Annotated in this window: 21 protein-coding genes; 7 read left to right on the top strand and 14 right to left on the bottom strand. The window is 74.3% G+C overall.

From position 1 onward, the window contains the following. Positions 1-31 precede the first annotated feature (31 nt). Positions 32-649 carry a CGNR zinc finger domain-containing protein gene (locus ACFV6D_RS15110; RefSeq protein ID WP_380427429.1) on the bottom strand — a complete coding sequence of 206 codons (618 nt, stop codon included), beginning with the start codon at positions 647-649 and terminating at the stop codon, positions 32-34. A gap of 81 nt (positions 650-730) precedes the next feature. Here ACFV6D_RS15110 and ACFV6D_RS15105 point away from each other — a divergent pair, with 81 nt between their 5' ends. Beyond that, on the top strand, positions 731-1,513 hold the full coding sequence (locus ACFV6D_RS15105; RefSeq protein ID WP_380559973.1) for an MBL fold metallo-hydrolase: 783 nt from the start codon (positions 731-733) through the stop codon (positions 1,511-1,513). A gap of 47 nt (positions 1,514-1,560) precedes the next feature. On the opposite strand, the gene ACFV6D_RS15100 is transcribed toward ACFV6D_RS15105, so the two are convergent. The 4 genes from ACFV6D_RS15100 to ACFV6D_RS15085 all read right to left on the bottom strand — a co-directional run bounded on the left by ACFV6D_RS15100 (position 1,561) and on the right by ACFV6D_RS15085 (position 5,093). Beyond that, entirely contained in the window at positions 1,561-2,238 is a 678-nt protein-coding gene (locus ACFV6D_RS15100; protein WP_380559971.1) for a ScbR family autoregulator-binding transcription factor, read from the bottom strand. Positions 2,239-2,322: 84 nt separating this feature from the next. Beyond that, positions 2,323-3,198 (bottom strand): BTAD domain-containing putative transcriptional regulator, encoded by an 876-nt coding sequence (locus ACFV6D_RS15095; protein WP_380559970.1) that lies wholly within the window; start codon positions 3,196-3,198, stop codon positions 2,323-2,325. Between the two features lie 509 nt (positions 3,199-3,707). After that, positions 3,708-4,427, bottom strand: a complete 720-nt coding sequence (locus tag ACFV6D_RS15090; RefSeq protein ID WP_380559968.1) for a ScbR family autoregulator-binding transcription factor — start codon at positions 4,425-4,427, stop codon at positions 3,708-3,710. A gap of 261 nt (positions 4,428-4,688) precedes the next feature. After that, entirely contained in the window at positions 4,689-5,093 is a 405-nt protein-coding gene (locus ACFV6D_RS15085) for a RidA family protein (RefSeq protein WP_380427435.1), read from the bottom strand. A gap of 215 nt (positions 5,094-5,308) precedes the next feature. Here ACFV6D_RS15085 and ACFV6D_RS15080 point away from each other — a divergent pair, with 215 nt between their 5' ends. Beyond that, a complete protein-coding gene (locus ACFV6D_RS15080) occupies positions 5,309-5,953 on the top strand; it encodes a C40 family peptidase (protein ID WP_380559966.1) in 645 nt (214 codons plus the stop codon). A gap of 7 nt (positions 5,954-5,960) precedes the next feature. Here ACFV6D_RS15080 and ACFV6D_RS15075 read toward each other — a convergent pair whose 3' ends face one another. The 4 genes from ACFV6D_RS15075 to ACFV6D_RS15060 all read right to left on the bottom strand — a co-directional run bounded on the left by ACFV6D_RS15075 (position 5,961) and on the right by ACFV6D_RS15060 (position 9,642). Then, entirely contained in the window at positions 5,961-6,380 is a 420-nt protein-coding gene (locus ACFV6D_RS15075) for a MarR family winged helix-turn-helix transcriptional regulator (RefSeq protein WP_380559964.1), read from the bottom strand. A 54-nt stretch (positions 6,381-6,434) separates the two neighbouring features. Further along, entirely contained in the window at positions 6,435-7,730 is a 1,296-nt protein-coding gene (gene thrS / locus ACFV6D_RS15070) for a threonine--tRNA ligase (RefSeq protein WP_380559962.1), read from the bottom strand. Between the two features lie 199 nt (positions 7,731-7,929). After that, positions 7,930-8,652 (bottom strand): leucine-rich repeat domain-containing protein, encoded by a 723-nt coding sequence (locus ACFV6D_RS15065; RefSeq protein ID WP_380495375.1) that lies wholly within the window; start codon positions 8,650-8,652, stop codon positions 7,930-7,932. Positions 8,653-8,772: 120 nt separating this feature from the next. Further along, entirely contained in the window at positions 8,773-9,642 is an 870-nt protein-coding gene (locus ACFV6D_RS15060) for a helix-turn-helix transcriptional regulator (RefSeq protein WP_380377716.1), read from the bottom strand. Positions 9,643-9,756: 114 nt separating this feature from the next. Between ACFV6D_RS15060 and ACFV6D_RS15055 the strand changes: the two genes are divergently transcribed. After that, positions 9,757-11,343 (top strand): MFS transporter, encoded by a 1,587-nt coding sequence (locus ACFV6D_RS15055; RefSeq protein ID WP_380559960.1) that lies wholly within the window; start codon positions 9,757-9,759, stop codon positions 11,341-11,343. A 119-nt stretch (positions 11,344-11,462) separates the two neighbouring features. On the opposite strand, the gene lpdA is transcribed toward ACFV6D_RS15055, so the two are convergent. Beyond that, on the bottom strand, positions 11,463-12,869 hold the full coding sequence (gene lpdA / locus ACFV6D_RS15050; RefSeq protein ID WP_380559958.1) for a dihydrolipoyl dehydrogenase: 1,407 nt from the start codon (positions 12,867-12,869) through the stop codon (positions 11,463-11,465). Positions 12,870-13,172: 303 nt separating this feature from the next. After that, positions 13,173-14,672, bottom strand: coding sequence for a M28 family peptidase (locus ACFV6D_RS15045; protein WP_380560018.1), 1,500 nt, complete (start codon positions 14,670-14,672; stop codon positions 13,173-13,175). A 285-nt stretch (positions 14,673-14,957) separates the two neighbouring features. Here ACFV6D_RS15045 and ACFV6D_RS15040 point away from each other — a divergent pair, with 285 nt between their 5' ends. Continuing rightward, complete coding sequence (locus ACFV6D_RS15040) at positions 14,958-15,137, top strand: antitoxin (protein ID WP_063350839.1); 180 nt, start codon at positions 14,958-14,960, stop codon at positions 15,135-15,137. A 143-nt stretch (positions 15,138-15,280) separates the two neighbouring features. Here ACFV6D_RS15040 and ACFV6D_RS15035 read toward each other — a convergent pair whose 3' ends face one another. Then, positions 15,281-15,460 carry a hypothetical protein gene (locus ACFV6D_RS15035; RefSeq protein ID WP_380559956.1) on the bottom strand — a complete coding sequence of 60 codons (180 nt, stop codon included), beginning with the start codon at positions 15,458-15,460 and terminating at the stop codon, positions 15,281-15,283. 74 nt (positions 15,461-15,534) lie between these two features. Here ACFV6D_RS15035 and ACFV6D_RS15030 point away from each other — a divergent pair, with 74 nt between their 5' ends. Beyond that, positions 15,535-16,155: a TetR/AcrR family transcriptional regulator gene (locus ACFV6D_RS15030; RefSeq protein ID WP_380429909.1), complete on the top strand. Its 621-nt coding sequence runs from the start codon at positions 15,535-15,537 to the stop codon at positions 16,153-16,155. Here ACFV6D_RS15030 and ACFV6D_RS15025 read toward each other — a convergent pair. Both ACFV6D_RS15025 and ACFV6D_RS15020 read right to left on the bottom strand, forming a co-directional pair. Beyond that, entirely contained in the window at positions 16,142-16,669 is a 528-nt protein-coding gene (locus tag ACFV6D_RS15025) for a DinB family protein (protein WP_107452797.1), read from the bottom strand. The two genes, ACFV6D_RS15030 and ACFV6D_RS15025, sit on opposite strands and share 14 nt — an antisense overlap. 37 nt (positions 16,670-16,706) lie before the next feature. Next, the gene (locus tag ACFV6D_RS15020; RefSeq protein WP_380559954.1) at positions 16,707-18,038 is read right to left on the bottom strand and encodes an MATE family efflux transporter; all 1,332 of its coding nucleotides are present in this window, start codon (positions 18,036-18,038) and stop codon (positions 16,707-16,709) included. Positions 18,039-18,167: 129 nt separating this feature from the next. On the opposite strand from ACFV6D_RS15020, the gene ACFV6D_RS15015 reads away from it, so the two are divergent. Further along, complete coding sequence (locus ACFV6D_RS15015) at positions 18,168-18,704, top strand: PadR family transcriptional regulator (protein ID WP_380494468.1); 537 nt, start codon at positions 18,168-18,170, stop codon at positions 18,702-18,704. Positions 18,705-18,891: 187 nt separating this feature from the next. Then, positions 18,892-19,761, top strand: coding sequence for a class I SAM-dependent methyltransferase (locus tag ACFV6D_RS15010; RefSeq protein WP_063345995.1), 870 nt, complete (start codon positions 18,892-18,894; stop codon positions 19,759-19,761). The last annotated feature ends 218 nt before the right edge of the window (positions 19,762-19,979 follow it).

Below are 19,979 nucleotides of genomic sequence, written 5' to 3'. Positions count from 1 at the left end.
CCAGGGGCGCCGGTCGAGGCCGCCGGCCCGGTCAGTCCGGCTGGGGCCGGGTGCGCCGGGCGTAGGCGCGGGCCGCGCGGGCGCGGTCGCCGCAGCGGGTGGAGCACCAGTGGCGCCGGCCGTGCCGGAGGAGGTACCGGGTGCACGGGGTGGAGCCGCAGGCGGTGAGGCGGGCGGCTTCGGGCCCGGTGAGCAGGTCGGCGGCGTCGGCGGCGAGGGTGGCCAGGGCGTGGTCGACGATCTCGGTGGTGGGGTGGGGGGCCGCGCGGTAGGGGCCGCTGCCGTCGTCCCACCGCAGCAGCCGGGCCGTGGGCAGACGGGTCAGGGCGTCGTTGACGGCGGCCAGGGCGGAGGGGGGTGCGGGCAGCTCCGCGACGCGGGCGGCGAACAGCGTCCTGACCTGTTCGCGCATCGAGCGCACCTGCGCCGTGCACATCTCCTGAAGGCCCGCGTCGGCCGGGGCGAGGCCGTGCTCCAGGAGCCACTGGCCGGCGGCGGCCGGCGTGCCGAGGCGGTCGACGACGTGTCCGCCGGGCAGCGTGACGGCGCTGTTGACCAGGGCGAGCGAGGGGTACTGCTGCTCGCCCGGCGCGGGTGGCACGGCGGTCTCGTCGGTGGCGGTGTCCGCGGTCTCCGTCATGAGTCTCATGGTAGTGCTTGCGCTCATCCGTGAGAACCGGCTAGCGTTCCTCACGGATAAACCGCTCTCAACCGTGAGGTGTGCTTCACCATGGCTTCTTCCGACACGACCGTCGAGCAGTTCCCCGTCCGCCTCTTCGGCGGCCCGACCGCCCTCTTCGAGTACGGAGGCCTGCGCTTCCTCACCGACCCGACCTTCGACGGCCCGGGCGACTACCTGCGGCCGGACGGCCGGTTCCTGACCAAGACCGCTCCCTCCTCCGGGAGCGCCGCCGACGCCGGCCACGTCGACGTCGTCCTGCTCTCCCACGACGAGCACCCCGACAACCTCGACCACTCCGGCCGGGCCCTGCTGGCCGACGTCCCGCTCACCCTCACCACCCCCGGCGGCGGCCTGCGCCTCGGCGGCACGGCCCGCGGACTGGCCGACTGGGAGTCGGTCACGCTGGACCGCCCCGGCGGCGGCACCCTCACCGTGACCGCCGTGCCCGCCCTCCACGGGCCCGGGGCCCGCGAGCAGGTGGAGGCCGTCACCGGCCAGGTCGTCGGCTTCGTCCTGACCGGGGAAGGGCTGCCCACCGTCTACGTCAGCGGGGACAACGCATCCCTCCTCGCCGTCGGGGAGATCGCCGAACGCTTCGCCCCCGTCGACACCGCGATCCTCTTCGCCGGGGCCCCCCGCTTCGCCGCCCTCTTCGACGGCGCGCCCATCGTCCTGGACAGCGCCCAGGCCGCCGAGGCCGCCGCGATCCTCGACGCCCGCCGGGTCGTCCTCGTCCACCACGACAGCTGGGCCCACTTCACCGAGGACCGCGACGACCTGGTGGCCGCCTTCACGGCCGCCGGCCTGGCGGAGCGCCTCCACACGGCGTGACCGGCCCCGGGCGGGGCGCGCCGCCTGTCCGCCCCCGAACCGCCCGCTCAGCCCGGCAGCGGCGCCAGCGGCCTGGTCCGGTAGGCGTCGGAGGAGCCCGGGGGGACGAGGCAGGGCAGCAGCCACTCCCACAGGGCGCCGACCCGGCGGGCGCGCTCCTCACCCGGGCAGCCGTCGCCGAAGACGACCTCCAGCCCGCAGGCGGCCGCCACCACCAGGGTCTCCGGGCCGGGATCGCCCGAGCGGTCACGCAGCTCGCCGGCGCGCCGGGCACCCGTCAGCAACTCCCGGACGACACCGGCCCAGACACCGTGGAAGCCCCGCACGCCCGCGACCGGCGCGCCGGGGGCGGACGTGGCGGGAGCGAACGCGGCGGTCCTCGACTGCCAGCCGCCCTCCCGGCCGAGGCGGAACGCCGCCCGGACCACCGCGTCCGACCCCAGGGCGTCGACCAGCCAGTAGCCCACGTCGATCAGCGTCTGCAGGGGGGAGGAGGTGGCCCGCAGACCGCCGCAGGCGCCCCGCAGCGAGCGCTCGGCCCGCTGGAACACCGCCTGCGCCAGCTCCTCCTTGGACGCGAAGTGGAAGTAGAGCGCACCCTTCGTCACTCCTGCGGCACCGGCGATCTCGCCGAGCGTGGCCCCCGCATAGCCGCAGCGGTCGAACAGCACCGCCCCCGCCTGCACCAGCCGTCCGCGTGTCCGTTCCGACCTCTCCTGCACCACCCGACCCACACCCCTCACAACGACGAGCACGTTCCGACCACACACGAGCAGCGCCCCGGCAGCGACGGCGCCTTCCGCGCGTCCTCAGCCGACCCGGGTGAACCGGGCCACCGACGCCTCCGGCGAAGCGGTCGCGGCCGCCTCGCGCTCCGAACGCTCCGAACGCTCCGGGCGCTCCGGGCGCTCCGGGCCGGCCAGCAGGATGGAGCGCTGGAGCCGTCGCAGTCCGGTGGACGGCTCCATGCCCAACTCCCGTACCAGGGTGTTGCGCAGGCGCTGGTAGGCCTCCAGGGCCTCGCCCCGTCGGCCGGAGCGGTGCAGGGCGATCATGTACTGGCCGTGCAGGCTCTCGTGGGTGCGGTAGCGGTCGACCAGGACGGTGAGTTCGGCGAGCAGGACGCGGTGGCGGCCCAGCCGCAGGTCGGCCTCGATCCGCTGGTCCAGGGCGCAGAGCCGGGTCTCCTCCAACCGCTTGGCCTCGACGGCGAGTTGACCGCCGGCCGGGATGTCGGCGAAGGCCGGACCGCGCCACAGGCCGAGCGCCTCGCCGAGCATCCGGGCGGCCAGCGGGTGGTCGTCGCCGTCCATGGCCCGGTAGCCCATGCCGGCCAGGCGCTCGAACTCCCGGACGTCCGTCAACCCGCCGCCGCTGTTCAGCATGTAGCCGCCCGGCGAGGTCACCAGCACGTCCTTGGCGCAGGAGACCCCTGCCGCCGGGCCGACCTGCCCGAGCGCCCGGTCGATCATGTCGCGCAGCTGCAGCACGTACGTCTGCACCGTCGTGCGTGCGCTGCGCGGCGGGCGGCCCGACCACAGCTCCTCGGCCAGCACCCCGGCCGACACCACCTGGTCGGCCCGCAGGGCCAGCAGCCCCAGCACCTGACGCGGTTTCGGCGCCGATGGCACCACCGACACCCCGCACACCCGGACGTCCAACGCCCCGAGCACCCTAATTTCCACGATGACCACCCCAATCACACGGAACGCCGCAGGCCGATCCGCCGCGGCTGGCACCCGGGTCGACACCCCTAGGGCGACTGTCACCAGTCAAAAACAGGACGCGCGGTTTGTCAATCCAAAACCGAACGTGCTGTTTGTTTCTTGGGATGAGCGGCCAGCCTCGGACAGACGGGCGCGGCGGCCACGCTGCGCCACGAACCGGCCACCACGCGCAGCGGGGGTGGGGGGGGACCCATTTCCGGGGGGGGGGCCCGCGCGTGCGGGCCCCGCCCCCCACACCCCGCGTAGAGCGCTCACACCCACGCCGGAGACGGACACCAACGCACCCCGCGCCGCCACCAATTCGCCCGCACTCCGCGCCCGCCGCCAGCCGGCCGATCACCGCCCGGAAACCGCCCGGACGCCCCCGGACGCCCCCGGACGCCCCCGGACGCCCCCGCGAGCAGGGGGTCGCCGAGCCCCGGTCAACTCCGCACCAGCCGCAGCGATTTCCGGCCGGTGCCGGACCGTCAGCCCACACCGACCTCGTCCGCGACCGCCCGGGCCGCCGACCGCGCCCCGTCCTGCGCCCCGGCGCCCTCCGCCGCCGCGCGGGCGGCCGCCACCTCGGCGACCACCTGGGCACCGCGGTCCGGGCCCATCTGCAGCGAACCGAGCACACCCGGCACCGCGATGCTCGGCATCAGGTGCTGGAACAGCCCGGCGGCCCGCCGCTCCAAGTCCGCACGCCCGGAGAGCTTCTGCGACTGGATCTGCACACCCGTCCACGCCGCCGTGACCAGCCACGCGGTGTCGGCCGGGACGACGTGCGGCAGCAGTTCGCCCCGCTCGCCGGCCGCGACCAGCAGCGCCTCCAGCCGGCTGATCCAGCCGGGGATCGCGCCGCCGCCGAGGTCGTCGAAGACGTCCTGGCCCAGGGAGAGCCGGGCCCCCGCGCTCAGCAGCGGATCACGCGGCATCAGATAGGCCACCACCATCCCGGTGTCCACGAACTCCTGGAGTTTGCAGACCCGTTCCGGCACACCGTCCTGGACGAACTGCTCCTCGACGACGCCCTGGGCCAGATCCCGCTTGGAGGCGAAATGGAAATACACCGCACCACGCGTCACACCGGCCCGCGCGACCACCTCGCCGATGGTGGCGCCCTCGTAGCCGAACTCGTCGAAGACCGACGCCGCCGCCTCCAGGATCAGCCGACGCGTCCGGACCGCCCGCTCCTGCCGAACCACCGCAACCACCCCACCCAGAGCTCCCGGAAAACAAAACCAAACACCCCGTATCTTAGCTACCGGTGGCCTACGGACGACAAGATGATGTCGGGGAATCGCCTCAAACGCTCCTTCCCTCCCGCCCGCATCCTCCGCATTTTGCCTACGGGCCGCTGCTTCTTCGCCGGACGATCGAAAGCGGCACCGGCGCCACACATCACACATTCGGGGAAAAACCGAACGATCGGTTTCCTCATTTGGACACCCGAGGGCCGGAAGGCGTCACGGTAGGACGGCCACCGCCTCCACCTCCACCAGCTGGTCGTGGTAGCCGAGCACCGACACTCCCAGCAGCGTGCTGGGGGCGTCGTGCTCCCCCATGTAGGCGCGGTACACGTCCCACACCGCGACCAGGTCGGCCTGGTCGGCGGAGGCCACGTACACCGTCGTCCGCGCGACGTCCGTCAGCCCGGCACCCGCGTCCTCCAGCGCGGTTATCAGGTTCCGCATCACCTGGTGCGCCTGGCCCGCGTAGTCGCCGACGGCGACCGTCCGCCCCTCGGCGTCGAGCGGGCAGGCGCCGGCGAGCCAGAGCGAACGGGCCGGGGCCTCGACCAGGGCCGCATAGGCGTAGTCGACGGCCGGGGTGAGGCGGGAGCTGCGGATCAGCTTGACTGCGCTGTTCAAGGGGCACTCCGAAGGGTCGTGGCCGAACGTTTGCGCCCATCGTTGGCCTCTCCTGAGCGACCGTCAAACCATTTACCAGCACTGTCCCGTCCACCACAGGGCCGTTGCGTCCACGATTCACCGTTGCGGGTGATGGCGGGCCGACCCGCCCGGCCGGAATCCTGGTGGCCGCCACCCGCGCGGGTCGACGCCGCGCCGACACCAGGAGGTCCCCCATGGAATCCCGACCCCCGTACCGCGACGAGGCCTCCGGGGTCCGCCGACGCCGGATGCTGGGCCTGGCACTCGGGGCGGGGCTCGCCCCGGCCCTCACCCCGGCCGCAATGGCGACCGCGACCGCGACGGCGACGGCGACATCAACGGCCCGGTCGGATACCCCGGTGGTCGCGTCCGCCGCCCTGGGCCGCCGGGTCGCCGAGGTGGCCACCGCCCAGCTCGGCGTGCCGTACGCCTGGGGCGGCGGCGACCGGCTGGGGGCGAGCCTCGGCTTCTGCGACGACGAGAACGGCTACCTGGACGGCGTCTGCATGGGCGAGAGCACGGTCGGCTTCGACTGCAGCGGCCTGTCCCTCTACTGCTGGTACCGGGCCAGCCACGGCACCGTCGAGCTCGGGCACTACACCGTCGCCCAGTTCCACCGCAGCGCCCCGGTGGAGCGTGACGCCCTCGCCCCGGGCGACCTGCTGTTCTTCTCCCGCCCGGACGCGCCGCTGCACCACGTCGGCATCCACGTCGGCGACGGCGCGATGATCCACGCCGAGCGCACCGGGACGCTGGTCGCCCGGGTCGAGCACGCCCTCGACGTCCCGCGCTGGGCCGGCGAGTTCGCCGGTGCCCGCCGCCCCGGGCCGGCCGGCTGAGCGGGCCTCAGAGGCCGCGCCGCTCCCCCGGCCCCTGGCCCTGGCCCTGGTGGACGCGCAGCAGCAGGCCATGCAGCAGCTGCCGCTCCCGCGCGTCCAGCGGCGCCAGCACCTCGTCCTGCACCGCGCGCGCCCGGGCGTCCAGCTCCGCGAGCAGCGCGCGCCCGGCGTCGGTGACCGACACCGAGACCCGCCGCCGGTCCGCCGGGTCGCGGACGCGCTCGACGTACCCGGCGGCGGCCAGCTGGTCGGCGACCTTGGCGAGGTCGCTCGGGTCGATGCCCAGCCGCTGGACCAGGTCCCGCTGGGCGTGCGGCCCGAAGTCGGCGAGCGCGGCCAGCACGGCCATGTCCCAGAGCCGCAGGCCGTGTTCGGCGAGCTGCTCGGCGAGGCGGCCCCGTGCCGACCGGCCGCAGTGGGGCCCCAACCTGCGCAGCGCCCACCTGCGGGACCCGGACGGCCACCTGATCGAGCTCCAGTCCTACTGACCCGCCCCGCCCGGTCGGCGCGCGGGGTCGTTCGCCCAGAGGTCGGCGCTGCACGCCGCCACCAGTGCGCCGATCCTGGCCCAGGCCTCCTCCGCGGGCAGCGGTTCGAGTCGGCGGCCGTCCCGCAGCCGCAGCGCGACCCGGTCGTCCACGGCCTCCTTGGCCCCGATCACGGCCTGGTACGGCACCAGGCGCGCCGCCCGGATCCGGGCGCCCAGGCTGCCGTGCTCGGGCCCGGCGACCTCGGCGCGCAGCCCGAGGTCGAGGCAGCGCTGCCGGAGCCGCTCGGCCTGCGGCAGTTCGCCCTCGGAGACCGGCAGCAGCACCACCTGTACCGGGGCCAGCCAGGCCGGGAACGCGCCTCCGTACAGCTCGATGAGGTGGGCGACCACCCGCTCCACGCTGCCGATCACGCTGCGGTGGACCATCACCGGCCGGTGCTTCGCGCCGTCCGGGCCGATGTAGTGCAGACCGAAGCGCTCGGGCTGGTGGAAGTCGACCTGCACGGTGGAGAGGGTGAACTCGCGCCCGGCGCCGTCGGCGATCTGCACGTCGATCTTCGGCCCGTAGAAGGCGGCCTCGCCCTCTGCCGCCTCGAACGGCACGCCGGAGCGTTCCAGCACGTCGGTGAGCAGCGCGGTGGCCCGTTCCCAGAGGGCCGGATCCGCCACGTACTTGCCGCCCGCGCCGGGCAGCGAGAGCCGGTAGCGGACCGGTTCGATGCCGAGCGCGCGGTGTGCCCCGCGGATCAGCTCCAGTGCGGCGACGGCCTCGTCGGCGGCCTGCTCCGGGGTGCAGAACACGTGCGCGTCGTTCAGCTGGATCGCCCGGACCCTGGTCAGCCCGCCCAGCACACCGGACAGTTCGGAGCGGTACATGCCGCCCAACTCGGCCATGCGCAGAGGGAGTTCCCGGTAGCTGTGGGGTCGGGAGCGGTAGATCAGGGCGTGGTGCGGGCACAGGCTCGGCCGGAGCACCATCTCCTCCGAGCCCAGTTCCATGGGTGGGAACATGTCGTCGCGGTAGTGCGCCCAGTGGCCGGAGATCTCGTACAGCTCACGCTTGCCGAGCACCGGCGAGTACACGTGGCGGTAGCCGGCCCGCCGCTCGCGCTCGCGGATGAACTCCTCCAGGGTGTGCCGGATCGCGGCGCCGTCTGGCAGCCAGTAGGGCAGGCCGGAGCCCATCAGCGGGTCGGTGTCGAACAGGTCGAGTTCGCGGCCGAGCTTGCGGTGGTCGTGCGCGGCGCGGTCGTGCATGGGGTGGTCGTGCATGGCGCGGTTGTGCATGGGGTGGTCTCCACTCGGGTCGGCGGGCGAGTGGTCCGGAAACGGCGAAGCCCCGGGGCACTCGCCCCGGGGCTTCGGACTAGGTCAGCAGTCAGCGCACCGGGACTCTCTCCGGCGTCGTCGTGGCGAGTGCAGCGCGCTTCATGCGATCCACGATAACAGGGCACCGACCGCCGTGGTGATCTTTATCCGCGGCCGCTCAGAACAGGACGGCGCAGCCGCGCGCGTCGAGCGCGGCGAACAGCCGCGGCGAGGGGCGCGCCTCGTTCCACCGCAGGTCCAGCTTCTCCAGCGCGGGCAGTTCGGCCAGCCAGTGCGGCAGTTCGGTGATCCGGTTGCCCCGCAGGTCGAGCCGGCGCAGCAGCGGCAGCCCGGCGAGCACCGGCGGGACCTCGGCGAGCGCGTTGTCCCGCAGTTCGAGTTCGCGCAGTGCGGTGAGGCCGCCGAAGGTGTCCGGCAGGGTGGTCAAGTCGTTCCCGCACAGCCAGAGTTCACGCAGGGAGGTCAGTTCGCCGAGGCGGTCGGGCAGCGCGGTGAGCCGGTTGCGCTGGGCGCGCAGCTCGACCAGGGCGGTCATCTCACCGATGGCGGAGGGGAGTTCGGTGAGCCGGTTGTCGCCGAGGTTGAGGTAGCGCAGCGCGGTGAGGCGGCCGAGCGCGGCCGGCAGCGCGGTCAGCGCGTTGTCGTGCAGGTAGAGGAAGTCGGCGAGCCCGGTCAGCTCGCCCAGTTCGGCGGGCACGCCGGTGAGCCGGTTGTGTCCGAGGTCGAGGGTGCGCAGCCGTCGCAACCTGCCGACCTCGGGCGGCAGTTCGGTCAGGCCGGTCTCGGCGAGGATGAGCACGGTCAGGTCGGTCCGGTCCCACACCTCGGCCGGCACCGCGCCGAGGGGCCGGCGCCAGAGGTTCAGCGTCACGTCTGTCACGCCCGTCATTGTCCCGTCCGCGCGCCCGTCCCCGATCCCCTCGCCCTCCCCGCCCCGCTGGACCACCGGGCAGCGCCGCACCCCGGCCGGGAGGCGCTGCTGGTACCGGGCGGCCCCGGCTCACCTGCCCGGGGCGGCGGCCGTGAAGCCGCCGAGGAAGGTGAGCGCCTCCTCGGCCGGGCTCCCGGGGGCGGCCGTGTAGACGACCAGGAGGTGGCGCGCGGCGCCGGGCGCCTGGAAGGTCTCGTAGTCGAGCGTCACGTCGCCGACCACGGGGTGCCGCAGGCGCTTGGGGCCGTGGGTCTTCTCGTGCACGTGGTGGCCGGCCCACAGCCGGCGGAAGTCGGCGCTGCCGAGTGCCAGTTCGCCGATCAGGCGCACGAGTTCGGGGTCGTGCGGGTGCCGGCCGGAGGCCATCCGCAGGATGCCGACGGTGGTGCGCGCGGCGTCCTCCCAGTCGAGGTGGACGTCCGGCGCGCCCGGGTCGAGGAAGATCCGTCGGGCCAGGTTGCGTTCGCGCGGCGGGAGTTCGGGGAAGTCGGCGATCAGCGCGGCGGCCAGCCGGTTCCACGCCAGGACGTCGTTGCGGTCGTTCATGATCAGCGCGGGGGTGGTCGGCATCGCCTCCACGACCCGCCGCAGGGCGGGGCGCAGGGCGTCGCCGTCCCGTCCGGCGCCCGCCGTCCTGGCCGCCGAGCGGCGGGGCGGGCGGGCCAGGTCGTACAGGTGGGCGCGCTCGGCGGGGCCGAGCCGCAGGGCGCGGCCGAGCGCGTCGAGCACCTCGTCGGACGGGCGCTCGGCGCGGCCCTGTTCCAGCCGGACGTAGTAGTCGGTGCTGAGGCCGACCAGTTCGGCGACCTCCTCGCGCCGCAGGCCGGGCACCCGGCGGCGTCCGGTCGGCGGCAGCCCCGCCTGCGCGGGTGACACCAGCGCCCGCCGGGTGCGCAGGTAGTCGCCGAGGCTGGCGGCGAGCGTGATCGGTTCGGCCATGCGTTCCAGTATGGGGCGCCCGGCCGGGGGTGCGGGGGCCGGAGGGTGGCCCTGTCACACCCAGGGAACGGGGCTCTCTTCATCCGGCGGCGGCGCCCGCGAACGATCGGGGCCATGACTGCTTCTCCCCGCCTCGACGACGCCCGTCCCGGCGACGCCCGTCCCGAAGGCGCCCGCCGCGCCGCGCCGCCCCGGACCGAGCACCCGGCGGGCACGGCCGCTCCCCCACCGCGTACGGACGGCGGTCCGGGCGGCTACTGGGCGACCGTCACCGCGGTCGGCTGCGCCAGCATGATGCTGCCGTTCTCGGTGACCGGGGCCGCCGTGGCGCTGCCCGGCATGACCGCGCAGCTGGGCTCCTCGGTGGGCGCCGCCCAGTGGATGCTGAACGCCTTCAACCTCACCTTCGCCGCGCTGCCGCTGGCGGCCGGCGGCCTCGCGGACCGGATCGGCCGGCGGCGCGTGCTGCTGTCGGGGATCGCACTGGTCGGCGCGCTGTCCGCGGTGGTGGCGCTCGCGCCGTCGATGGCCGTGGCCGACGCCGCCCGGGCGGTGCAGGGGTGCGGGGCGGCCGCCGTGCTGGCGGCGGGCGCGGCGGTCCTGGCCCAGTCCACCTCCGGGCGGCGCCGACGGCTCGCCTTCGGGATCCTCGGCACCTCCTTCGGCACCGGCCTGGCGATCGGGCCGCCGGCCGCCGGCCTGCTGGTGGAGGCGGCCGGCTGGCGGTCGGTCTTCCTGCTCGTCGCCGTCCTGGCCCTGCCCGCGTGGCTGTGCGCCACCCGGGCCCCGGAGTCCCGCAACCCGGACCACCCCGGGATCGACCTGCCCGGGGTGGTCTGCTTCACCGGCGGGCTCGCCGCGCTGTCGTACGCGCTCGTGCAGGCCGGCACCGCCGGCTGGACGGCGCCGGACACGCTGCTGCCGCTGGCGGGCGCGGTGCTGCTGCTGGTCCTGTTCGCCGGGGTGGAGGTCCGCCGGGCCGGGCGCGCCATGGTCGACGTCCGGCTGTTCCGCAGGCCCGAGTTCCTCGCCGTGGTGTGCCAGCCGTTCACCGTCACCCTGGGGTTCGTCGTGCTGCTGGTCTACCTCCCGGCCTACCTCCAGGGTGTGGGTGGCAGGAGCGTCCTGACCAGCGGTCTGCTCCTGCTGCCGATGACGGCGCCCGTCCTCCTGCTGCCGTTGGCGGCCGGGCGCCTCGCCGCCGCCGTCTCCGTCCGGGCGGTGCTGACCGCGGCCTCCGCGCTGATCGCGGCGGGCTCCCTGCTGCTGGTGACGGTGCGCGGCGACGGGTCGTGGCTCGCGCTGGCGGTGCCGCTGCTGCCGTTCGGGGCCGGGGTCGGGCTGGCCTTCGGGGTGATGGACGACGCGGCCGTCGGAACCGTCCCCGCCGAGCACGCCGGGGCCGCCGCGGGCGTCTTCAACACGATGCGGATCACCGGGGAGTCCGTGGCCGTCTCCGGGGCCGCCGCGCTGCTCAGCACGCTGACCGCCGCGCACCTGGGCGGCAGCGGCCTCGCCGCCGACGAGGCGGCGCAGCTCGCGGGGCAGGCCGTCCAGGGCAGGGTGGCCGCGGCGCACCAGGCCGCCCTGGCCGCCGGGTTCACCGACGCCCTGCACGTCCTCGGGCTGGTCCTCGCCGCCCTGTCCGCCCTCGGCGCGGTGCTCACCTACCTCGCCCTGGCGCCGGACGGGTCGGCCTGATCCGCCGTCGGAGCCGGGGCCCGGGACCGCCTCCGCCGTCGGAGCCGGGGCCAGGGCCGCCGGAAAGCGGCAGGGCCCGCCCGGGAGGTCGGGCGGGCCCTGCCGTCATGCGGTGCGCGTCACATGTTGATCATGTGGCCGGCGAGGCCGTGGATGGCCTCCTTGACCGCCTCGCCGAGGGTGGGGTGGGCGTGCACGTTGCGGGCCACCTCATGGACGGTGAGGTCCCACTGCTGGGCCAGGGTCAGCTCGGGCAGCAGCTCGGTGACCTCGGGGCCGATCAGGTGGGCGCCGAGCAGCTCGCCGTACTTGGCGTCGCTGATGACCTTGACGAAGCCGATCGGGTGGCCGAGGCCGTGCGCCTTGCCGTTGGCGGTGAACGGGAACTTGGCGACCTTGACGTCGTGGCCCAGCTCGCGGGCCTGCGCCTCGGTGTAGCCGAAGGAGGCGATCTGCGGCTGGCAGTAGGTGGCGCGCGGGATCATGGCGAAGTCGACCTCCATGGTCTCCGCCCCGCCGATGGTCTCGGCGGCGATCACGGCCATCGTCTCGGCGGCGTGCGCGAGCATCAGCTTGGCCGTCACGTCGCCGATCGCGAAGATGTGCCCGGCGCTGGTGCGGCCGCGGCCGTCCACCGCGATGGCGCCGCGGTCGGTCAGCTTGACGCCGGCGTTCTCCAGGCCGTAGCCGTTGACACGCGGCGCGAAGCCGATCGCCTGGAGCACCTTGTCGGCCTCCAGCACCTGCTGCTGACCGTCCCTGGTGACGGTGACCTTGACCTTGGCGTTCGGGTCGCTGTCGTCGATCGACTCGACCCGGGTGGAGGTGAGCACCTCGATGCCGAGCTTGCGGTACTGCTTGGCCAGTTCGGTGGAGACCTCGACGTCCTCCAGCGGCACCACGCGGTCCAGGAACTCGACGATGGTGACCTTCACGCCGTAGTTGTGCAGCACGTACGCGAACTCGACGCCGATCGCGCCGGCGCCCGCGATGATGATGCTCTCCGGCAGCTGCTCGGTGAGGATCTGCTCCTCGTAGGTGACCACCCGGTCGCTCAGGCTGGTGCCGGGCAGCAGCCGGGTGGTGGCACCGGCGGCGATGACGCAGTGGTCGAAGGTGACGACGTCGAAGCCGCCGCCGCTGAGCGCGACCTGGAGGGTGTGGTCGTCGACGAAGGTGCCCCAGCCGTCGTACTCGGTGATGCCGTTCTTCTTCATCAGGTAGTGGACGCCCTTGACCCGGCCGTCGGCCACCGAGCGGCTGCGGCGGAAGGCCTCGCCGAAGTCGAAGGTCACCTTGCCCTCGACCTTGATGCCGAAGGTCTTGGCCTCCTTGGTGAAGATGTGGGCGAGCTCGGCGTTGCGCAGCAGGGCCTTGGAGGGGATGCAGCCGACGTTCAGGCAGACGCCGCCCCAGTACTTGGCCTCGATGACGGCGGTCTTCAGGCCGAGCTGAGCGGAGCGGACGGCGGCGGTGTAGCCGCCGGGGCCGGCGCCGAGGACGACGACGTCGTAGTGCGTGCTCATGTTGCTGACTCCTCCGAGGGTGTCACGGTCTCGTGATCTCGGTCCCATGGTGTCAGGACCGGGTTCGACGCACCCACCGGGTCTCGGCGGATGCGCTCCGCGCGGCACCGTACCCGGCCCGGGGCCGAATTGTCAGTGCCCTCGGCTACGGTGCTCGCAACCTCGCCGGGCAGGGGCGAGGTCCGGGGTGAGGTCCGGGGGTACGAGCGGGAGGAGGGGCCGAATGGCGGACGAGCACGGCGGAGCCGGCGGGTGGGGCGGGTGGGCCCGCCGCCCGAGGACGGCAGCGGGCCCACCCGGGCGTCAGGCCGTCACCTCGTGGGCGTGGCCCCCGCCCATACCGCCGCCGCCACCCGCCTGGCCGGCGGGGTGCTGCGGCGGCACGGGCCGGTTCAGTGAGGAGAGGTCCCAGGCGTAGGTGCCGACGGCATGGGCGATCACGTCGATGTTGACGTCGAAGGCGTCCATGTCGATGTTCTTCAAGCCGTCGCAGGCCTTGTGGTAGCAGGCGTCGAAAGCCACGCCCGCCGTGCCGCCGTAACGCTCCTCCTGCGCCGGCGACTTGACCACCTCGGCGCCGGTGTCGGTGCCGCCGGCCGGGATGCCCGCGTCGATGAACGGGCCGTAGTCGGAGCGGCCGTTGAAGGCGGTCGGCTCGTGCGGCAGGCCCCGGCCGTCCAGGTAGCCGGTGAGGTCCCGCTCGATCTGCGCCGAACCCTCGGGGCCGGCGCCGCCGCCGGTGCTGCCCGAGCCGTCGTAGACGAACTGCGCGTAGTTGGGAGAGGCGATCATGTCGAAGTTGAGGTAGAGCCTGATCTTCTTCCGGTCCGCCTCGGAGAGCGACTTCACGTACGCCTCCGAGCCCTTGAGGCCGAACTCCTCGGCGGACCACCAGGCGAACCTGACCTTGTTCTTCACCGGGTGGACGGTCAGGTTGCGCGCGACCTCCAGGATGCCCGCCGCCCCGGAGCCGTTGTCGTTGATGCCGGGCCCGGCCGGGACGGAGTCCAGGTGCGCCCCGACCATCACGGTGTCGGCCGGGTCGCCGCCCCTGGTCTCGGCGATGACGTTCCAGGTCTTGCGCGGCTCCATGAAGGTGCGGATGTCGAGGTTCAGCCGCACCTGGCCGGCGGCGGCCTTCGCGGCCAGCGCCTCCCCGGCGGCCCGGGTGATCCCGCCGACGGGGATCCTGCCGGCCCCAGGGTCCCCGAGGGTGCCGTTGAGGTCGCCGTCGGTGTTGTTGTAGATGATCGCGCCCACCGCACCGGCCGTCGCGGCCGCGGCCTGCTTGACGGCGAAGCCGCAGCCGCCGCGCTGGATCAGCGCGATCCGACCGGTGAACGCGCCGACCGGGTAGTCGGTGGGCGCGCAGCCGGTCGCGGCGCTGACCGGGGCGACCGCCAGGTCGGCGTTCAGGCCCGCGTCCGGGCCGCCGGGCGAGTACGTCATGGCGATCAGCGGGATGCTCTCGGCCTGCGGGGACAGCACCTGCAGCCGCTCCGAGCGGGCCTCGAAGAAGGTGTACTCGAACTCCTGCCGGGACACCTTCAACCCGGCCCGGCGGGCCTGCTCGTAGACGTAGCGCGCGGACTCGTCGTGCCCCTTCGAACCGGCCACCCGGGTGCCGCCGTTGCGGTCGGCGATCCGTTGGAGTGCGGCCAGGGTGTCGTGGGCGCTCTCGGCGTCGGCGGCCTCGACCAGGCGCGCGGCGAGCCGCTCGCCTCTGCGCGCCGGGTCCGGGTCGGCGGCCGCGCCGCCGGCCCCGGCCAGCAGCAGCGGGGCGGCCAGGGCGGCGACGGTCAGGGCGGCGCCCGCGCTCCGGACGGTGGCGGTGCGCGGGCGCTGGCCCCGGCGCTGCTGGTGCGGTATCGGGGTGGACTGGTCGAGCGGGCTGGTCGGGCGGAGGGGCAGGGAGATCGGGCGGCGGGCTCGTGGCTTCAAGGCGACTCCTTCCGGCGGTCCGTGAACTCCCGATTTGACATGACCGGCATCACGTTGCCAAGGCCGCCGCGCGGCCGCGGGATGCGGACGGCGGCGGGGGCGGTGATCCTGGAGGGGTGGGGCCGTCTCTTCCAGGAGCGTGACCAGATGTCCATGTTGGATAAGCTCAAGGGCCTGCTGAAGGGCCACGAGGACCAGGCCGACAGGGCCGTCGACAAGGCGGGGGACGCCGTCGACGAGCGCACCCAGGGCAAGTACAGCAGCCAGGTGGACGCCGCCCAGGAGCAGGCGAAGAACCAGTTCCGCGACCAGCCGCCGCAGCAGTAGCAGCCCGAACCCGCCGTACGCCTGCGGCCCCGGTCAGGCCCGCCCGGCCGCACCGGGGCCCAGCTGTTCCGGGCCGGGGTTCAGGCGTTCCGGGCCGGCGTTCAGCCGTTCCGAGCCGGGGCCGAGCCGTCCTGGACCTGCGGTCAGCCGTCCTGCTCCGGCGCGGCCTCGGCCTTCCCCGCGGGCTGCCGGGCCCCCGCTTCGCCGTCCGCGCTCCCGGCCCCGCAGTTCTCGCACGGTTGCGGCCTGGGCCGCTCGCGCAGGCGCCCGCACTCCGGGCACACCCGGTCCAGCCAGCAGGCCGCCTCTCCGCCTTCGTCCATGCCCCCGATTCTGCCCGGAGCGCCCGCGCCGACGCGAGTAGACACTGTCTACAGCGGCCTGGTAGACAAGACCCATGACCGATCAGGAGAAGGACCTGCGCGCGCGCCTGGTGGCCGCCGGCGTCGAACTGGTGACCAGGGAGGGCGTCCACGCCCTCGGCCTGCGCGAGATCGCCCGGCAGGCGGGGGTCTCGCACGGAGCCCCCCGCCGCCACTTCCCCACCCACCGCGAACTGCTCGCCGCCATCGCGCGACACGGGTTCGGCAGGCTCACCGACACCCTGGCCGGCGCCGACGCGCTGGCCGCCACCACCGGCGCGGCCCCCCGCACCCGGCTCGACGCGCTCGCCCGTGCCTATCTCGGCTTCGCGGCGGCCAACCCCGGCATGTTCGAGCTGATGTTCCGTCACGACCTGCTGGAGGGCAGTGGAGCCGAGCTGCGGCACACCACCCTGCCGATGTTCCACACCGTCGCCCGCCTGGTCGGCGAGGCCCGCCCGGAGTCCACCGATCCCGGACCGGCGGCCGCCGCACTGTGGGCGAACCTGCACGGCCTGGCCCAACTGCGCGCCTGGGGCAGCCTGCGGCTCATCACCGGCGGCGAGGACGTCGAACCGCTGCTGCGCGCCGCCCTGGACGCCCACCTCGGTCCGGCTCCCGGGGCCCTCCCCCAGGGAGCCGTCACACGCCCGTGAGGCCGTCGATGCTCTCCCGGAGCAGGTCCGCGTGGCCGTTGTGGCGGGCATACTCCTCGATCAGGTGCACCAGGATCCAGCGCAGCGAGACGGTCTCCGAGCCGAACACGGCCGCCGCCCGCTCGGAGAGGCGTCCGGTATCCTCCAGCGCCGCCGCGGCGGTCAGTTCGCGGCCCTGCTCGACCTCCGCCCGCCAGTCGGCCAGCGCCTCGGGCATCCCCCGCTCCGGGGTGAGCGCGTAGCCGCCCTCGCCGTCCGCGCCGTACAGCGGCGGCGCCTCCCGGCCGGCCAGCACCCGCTGGTACCAGGTGCGTTCGACCTCGGCGAGGTGCTGGACCAGGCCGAGCAGCGTCATCGTCGACGGCGGGACGGCCGCCAGCCGGACCTGCTGGTCGTCGAGCCCGGCGACCTTCTGCACAAGAGTCGCCCGGTGGAACTCCAACCAGCCTTCCAGCATGGCGCGTTCGTCCGCGTGCGGAGACGGCAGCGGCCGCCCGTCGAGTGTCGGTCCCATGGGCTCCACTGTGGCACAGTCGGGCGACCGGAGGCGATCATCCGACCGGCTCCAGGGCCCGGTCGCCCTGGTCCGCCAACGGCGCGGGCCGCCTGGCCCGGCGCCGGGCCAGGAGCAGCAGCAGGCCGAGCTGCACGGCCGCGCCCACGGCCGGCCCCACCCACACCCCGGTCACCCCGAGCGGCCCCGACAGGGCCGCGGAGACGGCGAGTTGGGCGCCCAGTCCGAGCAGCACGGAGAGCACCAGCGGCCGACCGGCGCCCGCCGCCTGGCGCACCCCGCCGAGGGCGACCACCAGCGCGTACGGGAGCAGGTAGAACGCCGCCATCCGCAGGAAGCCGACGGACTGCCCGGCCACCGCCGGGTCGTCGGTGAACAGCGCGGTCAGCGGGGCGGCGAGCGTCGCGGACAGCACCGCCGCGACGGCGCCGAGGAGCGCGGCGAGGCGTCCGGTGGCGCGGTGCAGCGCGCCCAACTCGTTGGCACGGCCCGCGCCGCAGAGGCGGGCGGCCTCGATCGCGGCAGCTTGCCGGAGCGCGTAGAACGCCATGGTGACGACCAGCAAGGCCCGGTAGCCGATGCCGTACCCGGCCACCGCCGCGACGCCGAAGCCTGCGACCAGGGCGAGTTGGGCCGTGCCGACGGCCATCCGGGCGGTGAAGTCCAGGCCAAACGGCACTCCCGCGCGGACGATCCGGCCAGCCGCCTCGCCGGTTCCCCCGGGGGGTGCGAGCAGCCGCGGCCGCAACCGCAGGGTGACGGCGAGGGCGACCGCCCGCGAGCCGGCCAGGGCCAGCGCGGCGCCCGTCACCCCGAGCGCGGGCACCGGGCCGGCGCCGAGGACGAGCAGCGGGTCGAGGGCGAGCAGCAGCGCGTTCGACAGCAGGGCCATCCGCATCGGGGTGCGGGTGTCGCCCGCGCCCTTGAACAGTTCGTCGGCGACGCGCTGGCCGGAGAACAGGGCGAACGCCGGGAAGGCGACGGTGAAGTAGTCGGCGGCGAGGGCGGCGGCGGCGCCGTCCAGGAAGGCGCCGGCCAGGCGGTCGCGCAGCAGGAAGCCGGGGACTGCGAGCGCGAGGCTGCCCACCGCGCAGAGCCGCCAGGCTGCGCGGGTGGTGCGGGCGGCGTCGTCCCGGTCGCCGGCGCCGAGCGCGCGGGAGAGCCGCACGCTGGTGCCGGAGCCGACCACCAGGACGAGCCCGAGCAGCAGGTTCTCCACGGTGCCGGCCAGGGTGACAGCGGCGACGGCCGCCCCGCCGAGGCCCGCCACCCAGAAGGTGCCGATCACCGAGGCGATCACGTTGGACAGCAGTTCGACGTAGACCGGTCCGGCCAGTGCGGCCAGTCGTCGCGACGGACGCCCGTGCATGCTTCCTCCCCGTTCCGCCACCGCCTGCCGGTGGCTCACCTCGAATAGAGATACCTCGTATCGAGGCACATCGACAAGAGGTAACATGGGGCGCGCCACAGGGCGCACTCCGACGAAAGGGCTTCGACCGTGCTGACCCTCGCGATCCTCGGCTTCCTGTACGACCAGCCGCTGCACGGCTACCAACTCAAGTCCCGGATCACCGGCCTCACCGGCCACGTCCGACCGGTCAGCGACGGCGCGCTCTACCCCGCCATCGCCAGGCTGGAGAAGGCCGGACTGCTGCGCCGCCGCGCCGAGCCGGGCAGCGGGGCCGCGCCGCGCCAGACGCTGGAGCTCACCGAGGAGGGCCGGACCGAACTGCGGCGCCGGCTGGCCGACCCGGAGCAGGCCGAGATCACGGACCAGATCCGCTTCTTCGCACACGCCGCCTTCCTGCACCACCTCGCCGACCCGCCCGCGCAGGCCACCGTGCTCCGGCGCCGGCTGGCGTTCCTGGACGAGCCGAGCAGCTTCTTCTACGACGGCGAGGGCCGCGCGGTCACCGCCGAGCTGGAGCCGAACCCCTTCCGGCGCGGCATGCTGCTGGTCGCCCGGGCCTCTACGGCGGCCGAGCGGGCCTGGCTGGTGGAGACCATCACCGAGCTGGACGGCCGGGTGCACTGACCCGCGAGGCCGGGGACACGACCCGGCGAGCGCGTTCGCACAGCAGCGCGAACGCGCGAAATCGCACGCTTCCGAACCGGCTCCCGGTCGGCCTCCGCGTCGCTATGATGATCGGCCTCACGTCCACGGCATCCCCTCCGCGGCGTGAACCCGCCACCGCGCCCCGCCCGCCCTCCTGGAGGCCGCCGTGCCCACCGCCGAGACCACAGCCACCCGCCCCGCGCCACTGACCCGGGACGACATCCCCGGCTGGTTCTTCCGTCTCGACCGGGCGGCCTTCGGCCACCTGCTGGCGGCCCAGACCACGGCGGGCGCCACCGGCGACATCCTCGAACTCGGCAGCTACCTCGGCCGCAGCGCCGTCCTGCTCGGCGACCACCTCCAGACCGGCGAACGGCTGACCGTCTGCGACCTGTTCGACTCCGAGGCGGGCGACGCGGACAACGCCGCCGAGATGGCGATGTCCTACCGCAAGACCCTCACCCGGAGCGCCTTCGAGGCCAACTACCTCGCCTTCCACGGCGAGTTGCCGGAGATCGTGCAGGCGCCCACCTCGGTGCTGGCCGACGGCCGGATCCCGGCCGGGAGCTGCCGGTTCGTCCACGTCGACGCCTCCCACCTGTACGAGCACGTCGCCGGGGACATCGCGGTGACCAGGGCGGCGCTCGCCGACAACGGCGTCGTGGCGCTGGACGACTACCGCTCGGAGCACACCCCCGGCGTGTCGGCGGCGGTCTGGGAGGCGGTCTTCACCGGCGGCCTGCGGCCGGTGCTGCTCACCCCGATGAAGTTCTACGGCACCTGGGGCGACGCCGCGGCCGTCCGGCAGGTCCTGCTCGCCCGCGACTGGCGGGCCGAGGGCTACACGGTGGACGACGACACCATCGCCGGGGAGCCGGTGCTGCGGCTCAACTACCAGGTCAAGGCCCCCGTCCAGCAGTCCACCTCGCGCCGGCTGGCGCTGGACCTGCTGCCACCGGTCGCCACCCGGGCGACCCGCCGGGTGCTCCGGACGCTGCGCGAGCGCCGCGCCGTCCGCCCCGTTCCGGCGTCCTGACGCACCGGCGCGCCGACGCGCGCCCGCAACTCCCCCCGCCACGGCTACGGCTACGTGCTCATCGCCGAGGTCGCGGGATTCTCCGGCGACCGGGCCGACCGGATCAGGGTGGTGGGGGGGGTGGTGCACCCCCCCCCCCCCGTTTTATTTGTGTGGTATATTAAAATAAAAACCGCCAAACAAATATTTTATAAAAGATAAAAAATTTTACAACGCAA

Origin of the sequence: Kitasatospora sp. NPDC059812 (assembly GCF_042732075.1) — a bacterium.
In the GTDB taxonomy this organism is placed as follows: Bacteria; Actinomycetota; Actinomycetes; order Streptomycetales; family Streptomycetaceae; genus Kitasatospora.
Note: the sequence above shows the minus strand (reverse complement) of the source record. Positions and strands in the feature narration are given on the sequence as shown.